Annotated in this window: 6 protein-coding genes and 10 tRNA genes; all 16 read right to left on the reverse strand. The window is 45.3% G+C overall.

Annotation, left to right across the window (positions count from 1 at the left end; translation table 11 throughout):
- Positions 1–25: 25 nt before the first annotated feature.
- Positions 26–484 (reverse strand): DUF420 domain-containing protein, encoded by a 459-nt coding sequence (locus tag ACQCN2_RS06920; RefSeq protein WP_426928153.1) that lies wholly within the window; start codon positions 482–484, stop codon positions 26–28.
- 1 nt (position 485) lies between these two features.
- Complete coding sequence (locus ACQCN2_RS06925; RefSeq protein WP_426928154.1) at positions 486–1325, reverse strand: cytochrome c oxidase assembly protein; 840 nt, start codon at positions 1323–1325, stop codon at positions 486–488.
- A 77-nt stretch (positions 1326–1402) separates the two neighbouring features.
- Positions 1403–1711, reverse strand: a complete 309-nt coding sequence (locus ACQCN2_RS06930) for a cytochrome C oxidase subunit IV family protein (protein WP_426928155.1) — start codon at positions 1709–1711, stop codon at positions 1403–1405.
- A 3-nt stretch (positions 1712–1714) separates the two neighbouring features.
- On the reverse strand, positions 1715–2335 hold the full coding sequence (locus ACQCN2_RS06935) for a cytochrome (ubi)quinol oxidase subunit III (protein ID WP_426928156.1): 621 nt from the start codon (positions 2333–2335) through the stop codon (positions 1715–1717).
- Positions 2335–4182, reverse strand: a complete 1848-nt coding sequence (gene ctaD / locus ACQCN2_RS06940; RefSeq protein ID WP_426928157.1) for a cytochrome c oxidase subunit I — start codon at positions 4180–4182, stop codon at positions 2335–2337. Before ctaD ends, ACQCN2_RS06935 begins: the two co-directional genes overlap by 1 nt.
- Positions 4183–4194: 12 nt before the next feature.
- A complete protein-coding gene (gene coxB / locus ACQCN2_RS06945) occupies positions 4195–5211 on the reverse strand; it encodes a cytochrome c oxidase subunit II (protein ID WP_426928158.1) in 1017 nt (338 codons plus the stop codon).
- Between the two features lie 577 nt (positions 5212–5788).
- A tRNA-Gly gene (locus ACQCN2_RS06950) sits at positions 5789–5862 on the reverse strand.
- Positions 5863–5947: 85 nt separating this feature from the next.
- Positions 5948–6023: transfer RNA gene (locus tag ACQCN2_RS06955), tRNA-Lys, on the reverse strand.
- A gap of 10 nt (positions 6024–6033) precedes the next feature.
- Positions 6034–6108: transfer RNA gene (locus tag ACQCN2_RS06960), tRNA-Gln, on the reverse strand.
- 6 nt (positions 6109–6114) lie between these two features.
- Positions 6115–6190 (reverse strand) — tRNA-Thr (locus ACQCN2_RS06965).
- A 174-nt stretch (positions 6191–6364) separates the two neighbouring features.
- Positions 6365–6441, reverse strand: a tRNA-Asp gene (locus tag ACQCN2_RS06970).
- 148 nt (positions 6442–6589) lie between these two features.
- Positions 6590–6666, reverse strand: a tRNA-Met gene (locus ACQCN2_RS06975).
- Positions 6667–6736: 70 nt separating this feature from the next.
- Positions 6737–6812 (reverse strand) — tRNA-Val (locus tag ACQCN2_RS06980).
- 35 nt (positions 6813–6847) lie between these two features.
- Positions 6848–6924 (reverse strand) — tRNA-Glu (locus ACQCN2_RS06985).
- An 8-nt stretch (positions 6925–6932) separates the two neighbouring features.
- Positions 6933–7017, reverse strand: a tRNA-Leu gene (locus ACQCN2_RS06990).
- Between the two features lie 3 nt (positions 7018–7020).
- Positions 7021–7095, reverse strand: a tRNA-Asn gene (locus ACQCN2_RS06995).
- Positions 7096–7117: the final 22 nt, after the last annotated feature.

Here is a 7117-nt window from a genome sequence, read left to right on the forward strand (position 1 = left end):
AGGCGAATGTTCTATAGGTGTTTGTCTAAAAACCGAAGATTGCTCTAAACAAACTGGTCTTCTCTACAGCAGGATAATAGACGTAAAGCAGTAAATATACGGTAACTCCTGTAACGGCAACGGCAAACCATGTTACGGCTGTCACAGGACCCACTTTTTTATGTTTGGCGAGATTGCCTGTAGTTGCCAGTCGCAAGGTCCAAATTCCGAGCACTCCACCCACCGTCGCCAGTACAATGTGGAAAATCAAGAAGATGTGATAATAAATTTTCAAGTTAGCTGGTCCGCCAAATTGGGAACTTCCAATGAAGACGATACGGGACAGATAGATGACAAAAAATACAGCGGCGAAAACACTCGCCGTTTTCATCACTTTGGCGTGGGCCTCGCGTTTGCCTTGTTTGATTAGCATCCAGCCGTAAGCAATCAAAAGAGCGCTGATTACGATGCAAGATGTACTAATTGTAGGCAAAAGATTAAGCATATTACCAATTCCTTTCATTCGTCAGTTGATCGATCTCCCTGGGGTTTTCTTCACGATACCACCGAAAAAAGATCAATCCGATCACAGTTGCGTAGACTATTTCTTGAATCAACTTCATTAAAACTCCACCCAGCTGCTGGTCTTCCAATGGGCTGAGCAGTGTGATAAACGGCAAGGTCGTCTGGTACGAGCTATATAATAGTGTGTCCGCAAAAATAATTAACGCACAGGCTGGTGTCAATAAAACTCCGTTGGCAAACATATATCCTACCTTTTTCAGATGGGACAACGATTTTCCATTGCGCAAGGGACAGAGAACCGGCCACCACATACAAAATGCCGTTCCCTGCAAAAGGATATGATACAGTACTTGTCCAACCGGATGAGCATGAAGCGTATCGAACACCAAGGGGACGTGATACAGCGAAAACAGCATATTAAAAAGCACAACCGATAGCAAAGGCTTAGTAAACAAGCCAAGTACTGGACTGATGAGACGATGCCCAAAAAGCGAACGAATCCATAATGTTGGGGTACCGAGAAGGATAAATGGAGCCGCCACAAAAAAAGTAAGAGCCTGTTGAATCATATGTAAACTGAACGAGTAACCATGTCCATAATAAGCTAATGGCGTCCCAAGGGCAATATAAAACAGCAAAAGGCCAAGCAGAAAGTAAACTTGTCCTCTTAAAAACTGGGGATTGAAGTGGATTCTTTTCGTTTTGAAAGCAGAAGATTTCATCAGATACCAGAAGCCAATTCCAATCAGTACCAGGAGAATATCCGGTCTCCATAACTCCATTATACTCAGTTCAGTAGGGTTTTGCAGATGATGATGCATGCTTGTCCCTCCTTCATTATCTCAAGCCTCAAGGGAAAAATAAGAGGAGGACAAAATTTTCATCCTCCTCTTAAGACTTACCACCACACCCAGTACAAAGCCATTACAATCGCTGTTAGTGTGACGAATGCCCCTGTCGCGATGCCTATCATTGGTCCTCGATGTCCTTTTTGATTCAGATGCATCCAATAAAAGAGTTGAAACAGCACTTGGATGATCGCCAACCCGACCATAAACGGCACAGCAAATTTCTTATCCGTAAACAGTACAGCGAAAAATGCCAAAGCGGTTAACACCAGCGAAAGAATAAACGTAACAATGTGATGACTCACACCTTCATTGTGTTTATAACGCGGTTTGGCCGGTTGCTGTTGTTCAGCGCTCATCGGTTATCCCACCTTTCCCATCAGATAGACCACGGTGAAGATGAATACCCAAACGACGTCGATAAAGTGCCAATATAGACTCGCCACGTATAGCTTTGGTGCCGTCACGAGTGTAAGTCCTTTTCTTAAGACCTGCATTTGCAACGTAAAAATCCAGGTAACCCCAAACAATACGTGCCCTCCATGGAAACCAACCAGCGTATAGAAGGCAGACCCAAACGCACTGGACGAGATTTTATGACCCTCGTGAACATAATTGGTGAATTCGTAAATTTCCAAACCGAGAAACGCGAGGCCAAGCAATACCGTAATGGTTAACCAGGTTTGCATCATCCCTCGATTATTTCGATGCATGCCGTAAATCGCCAGTACACTTGTTAAGCTGCTGGTCAACAGGATAAACGTTGACACGGCCACCACAGGAAGTTCAAACAACTCCGAAGCCGTAGGGCCGCCTGCTACCTGATTTCGAAGTGCGAGAAAAGTGGCAAACAAGCTTCCAAATAGAACCGTTTCCCCACCGAGGAACAACCAGAAACCAAGGATTTTATTTCTACCTTCCAATGTCGCCTTTTCTGGTTCATCCGGAAGGTTGGTCGAGGCTAATGTATGGTTTGCTGCCATTACGATCTTCCCCCCTTATCGTGGAGTATCTCTTCTTTATGGATGTGATAACCGGGATCGTCAAAGATGGAGCGTAAGAACATGCAGACAATGGTGATCAGCATACCAATAATCGTCGCAATCAGCTGGTGATACATAAAACCAAACCCTGCGATAAACAATCCAATCGATAAAATCAACGGCAGAATAGAAGGTGACGGCATATGAATATCGCCAAGTGGTTCAGCCGGCTGCATTGATTTGAAGCCCTTCATTTTTTCATACCAAAAGGCATCGATTGCTCTGACTTTCGGTGTTTGCGCAAAATTATACTCAGGAGCCGGTGAAGAAATTGTCCATTCCAGTGTGCGCGCGTCCCAAGGATCAGCAGGCGCGTTTTTGGGCTTGGTAGCGGTAATCCAGATATTAATCAGGAAAACAATCGTTCCTGCCCCCATTAGAAAAGCGCCAATTGAACTGATATAGTTGCCCATTTCCAATCCCTGATTTGGCAGATACGTAAATACTCGTCGAGGCATCCCGAGAAGACCAAGGAAATGCTGCGGGAAGAAGGTCAAATGGAACCCGATGAGGAACAGCCAGAAATTCCATTTTCCGAGTTTCTCGCTAAGAAGTCGACCGAACATCTTAGGCCACCAGAAGTAGAGTCCCGAAAACAGCCCGAAGACCATGCCCCCAACAATGGTGTAGTGAAAATGCGCCACGACGAAATAGCTATCCTGGAATTGGAAGTCAGCTGGCGGTACACTTAGCATGACCCCGGTCATCCCACCAATGACGAAGGTCGGTATAAACCCTAAAGCAAACAGATTCGCTGTTGTAAAGCTAATTTGTCCTCCCCAGAGTGTGAACAGCCAGTTAAAGATTTTAATCCCTGTAGGAATCGCGATGAGCATGGTGGCGATTGCGAAGAGCGCATTAGCTATTGGCCCGATCCCCACGGTAAACATGTGGTGCACCCATACCATGAAACCAAGAAAACCAATAATAATCGTCGCAAACACCATCGCACTATACCCAAATAAACGTTTTCTCGAGAATACACTCACGACCTCTGAGATAATTCCAAAGGCAGGAAGAATCAGGATGTAAACTTCGGGATGTCCAAAAATCCAAAATAGATGCTGCCATAACACAATGTTGCCGCCATGCCCCACATTAAAGAAGTTGGCGCCAAACAATCGGTCAAACATCAACAGCACAAGGCTTACAGTGATTGCTGGAAAAGCGAACAGAATTAACGCGGAGGTGATAAAGGAAGCCCATGTAAACAAGGGCAGTCGCATAAATCCAAGTCCTGGTGCCCTCATGTTGATAATGGTCACAAGGAAGTTGATTCCACCGATCAGTGTCCCTATCCCCGCTATCTGAAGCCCTAATACATAGAAATCCACACCGTGCTTACTAAACTGGTTGGTCGACAAAGGCGTATAAGCTGTCCAACCCGCATCCGGTGCACCACCAAGGAACCAACTTGTGTTTAACAACACACCCCCGGCAAAAAACAACCAAAAGCTCACCGCATTCACAAAAGGAAACGCTACGTCACGTGCTCCAATCTGCAAAGGAACCACTGCGTTCATTAAGGAAAAAATAATCGGCATGGCTGCAAGGAAAATCATCGTCGTTCCGTGCATGGTCAACAATTCATTGAAGGTTCCCGCGTTGACAAAATGATTCTCTGGATACATCAACTGAATCCTCATTAATACGGCTTCCACACCGCCAATGAGAAAGAATAAACCGCCAGCTATCAGGTACAAAATCCCAATTTTTTTATGGTCAACAGTCGTTAAATAATCCCAGATTAGACTGCGTTTCTTAGAATGAGCTGAATGTCCCGCCACGACTATCCCCTCCTATTCTTTACTTTTCAAACTTTCTAAATACTCAACAAGCGAATTGACTTGCGCATCTGTCAAATTCAGATTGGGCATTTTATTCCCTGGTTTCACATCTTCCGGATTTTTCAACCATTTAGTCAATTCTTCTTTGTTATTTGGCTTGATTCCCGCAATCCAACTTCGATCGGCGAAATTCGTTAGATTTGGCGCCAGACGTCCACCTTGTTCCCCGATCGCGTGGCAGCCCATGCAGCTTTTTTGAAATTGGGCCGCGCCCTGCTTGGCAATCTCTGCTGTAGCCGTAACAGCGGGTTTCTGCATATTTTTTACCCAGTGATCAAATTCTTGTTGTTCAACGGCAATCACCTTAAAATCCATGAGCGCATGAGAGGTACCACAAAGCTCGGCGCATTTACCTTTGTATACACCCGGTTTGTCGGCTTCTAGCCACATCGTGTTGGTTCCCCCTGGATTTGTGTCCGTTTTGCCGCCGAGAGCAGGTACCCAGAAGGAATGGATGACATCTTTGGATTCCAGTTCAAACTGAATTTTCTTCCCAACCGGAATATATAATTCCTGTGCTGTAACAATCCCCAACTTCGGATATTCAAACTCCCACCAAAATTGATGACCCGTTACTTTGACGAGAACTGCTGATTTTTCACCAGAAAAATTATGTGCTAGCTTGAAGGTTGTCATCACTGTTGGGACAGCCAAAATCAGGAGTAGAATCATCGGAATAACCGTCCAAATAATCTCCAATTTGTGATTACCCTCTACTTGTATGGGCAACCCAGTTTGTCCTCTTCTACGACGGAAACGAATAAGGACGTATACAAAAATGCCAATAACAATTAAGAACACACCGATCATGATGTACAAGGCGAGCTTCATCAAAAACAGCTGACTATCTGCCACAGGCCCAGATGGTTGCATCGTCGACAAGTAAGGATCGCCACAACCTGTCGTCAATAATGCCATCCCGATCAGAAATGACAAAAGACGCCAGAAGTGAGACACACGAATGTTCATGCCGGATAACCCCTCTTTCTTCGTAGTAGTAGAAATATACTCTAGTAACTTCCCAACTATGTTTGCCGATTCTGACGTTGCTCTCTTAGGTACTTATGATGGAAGTCAAGCAATCATTCCTGTCCATTTCTCTTTAATTCCGTGCTTGTAAAAGGGTTAGGTGAATATACTTGTGAAAAGCAAAGTTTTGTAAGCGCTTTTATTCATTAACCACTGCTAAAGGTCAGGTGAGGAACATGAATCCTCCAGTGAAACTCATCAGTTATCGCCGAAAGAAGAGATTTTGGACGTATATAGAAAAAGTAGGTACTCTTTTGTTGTACCTACTAGTCTTTTTGTTCCTTTTTGGGTTTGTTTTCTCAATTTTCAGGATATTGTTGGTGTTTTTTTCCCAGCAATAAAGAAAGCTCACAGACTAGAAAGGCTCTCAGGTGGTGCTGCATAGCGTAAAAGAAGGTTAAAAAATGTCGTCGCACAGCTCTATATTTGCGACCACACATGAACCTTAATTTTGTGTATAAATAAAAAAAAGGATAAAGCAAATTTAGATGCTTTATCCTTTGGTATGTATTGTTGATGGAGCGGGTGATGGGAATCGAACCCACGCGACCAGCTTGGAAGGCTGGAGTTCTACCATTGAACTACACCCGCAAAAGTCTGAATGATTCTATCACTACATCCTAATTCAGCTTATAACTTGAATGAATCATACTTCAAATTTTTGCTTTTTTAGGAATGGTGAGCCATGAAGGACTCGAACCTTCGACCCTCTGATTAAAAGTCAGATGCTCTACCAACTGAGCTAATGGCTCGTATTGAGACTGGCTGGGGTACCAGGATTCGAACCTGGGAATGACGGAGTCAAAGTCCGTTGCCTTACCGCTTGGCTATACCCCAATAAAATGGTGCCGGCGATAGGACTTGAACCCACAACCCCCTGATTACAAGTCAGGTGCTCTACCAATTGAGCTACACCGGCATAAGAACTTCAGTATTAAAATGGCGGAGCTGACGGGACTCGCCTCTTCTGGCGGCGCTACGTCGTTTCTCTTCAAAGTAGGTCAGATCAGTGGTACCCGTGCATTTCTTCCGTGAGATTGCTTCGAGGGTGAACCCGGAACGGGTGAGAGTCCTCGATTCTTCTTTGATTAAATGGCGGAGCTGACGGGACTCGAACCCGCGACCTCCGGTGTGACAGACCGGCGTGAACTCCAACTTCACCACAGCTCCGTGAATCATGGTATGTACGTTTGCTTACCACTTATTGATCTGAACCTTGATGAATAGTCAACGTAGTACAGATGGTTTTGGTTGCACCCTATGGGTACCACCTATCTTACCTGAGTATAAAGCTTACTCGACGTAGTGCAGGTAATTTTGGTTGCGGGAGCAGGATTTGAACCTGCGACCTTCGGGTTATGAGCCCGACGAGCTACCGAGCTGCTCCATCCCGCGATGAACATGGATGTTCGAGTGTCGACGTTGAGTATTTAGTCGACCTTCCTTAATCCAAGGACTACAATTATGGTGGAGGCTGACGGGATCGAACCGCCGACCCTCTGCTTGTAAGGCAGATGCTCTCCCAGCTGAGCTAAGCCTCCATTTTAATACAAACATCATTATTTAATCTGAAGTTTGGTGACCCGTAGGGGATTCGAACCCCTGTATGACAGCGTGAAAGGCTGCTGTGTTAAACCGCTTCACCAACGGGCCATTCTTTATGGTGCGGTCGGCGAGACTCGAACTCGCACGGGTCGCCCCGCCACCCCCTCAAGATGGTGTGTCTGCCAATTCCACCACGACCGCATATGGCTCCTCAGGACGGACTCGAACCGCCAGCCTACCGGTTAACAGCCGGTTGCTCCACCATTGAGCTACTGAGGAATATAGAAGATACCTTTGTACC

The sequence above is a fragment of the Brevibacillus ginsengisoli genome (genome assembly GCF_050113715.1).
Lineage (GTDB): Bacteria > Bacillota > Bacilli > Brevibacillales > Brevibacillaceae > Brevibacillus_H > Brevibacillus_H ginsengisoli.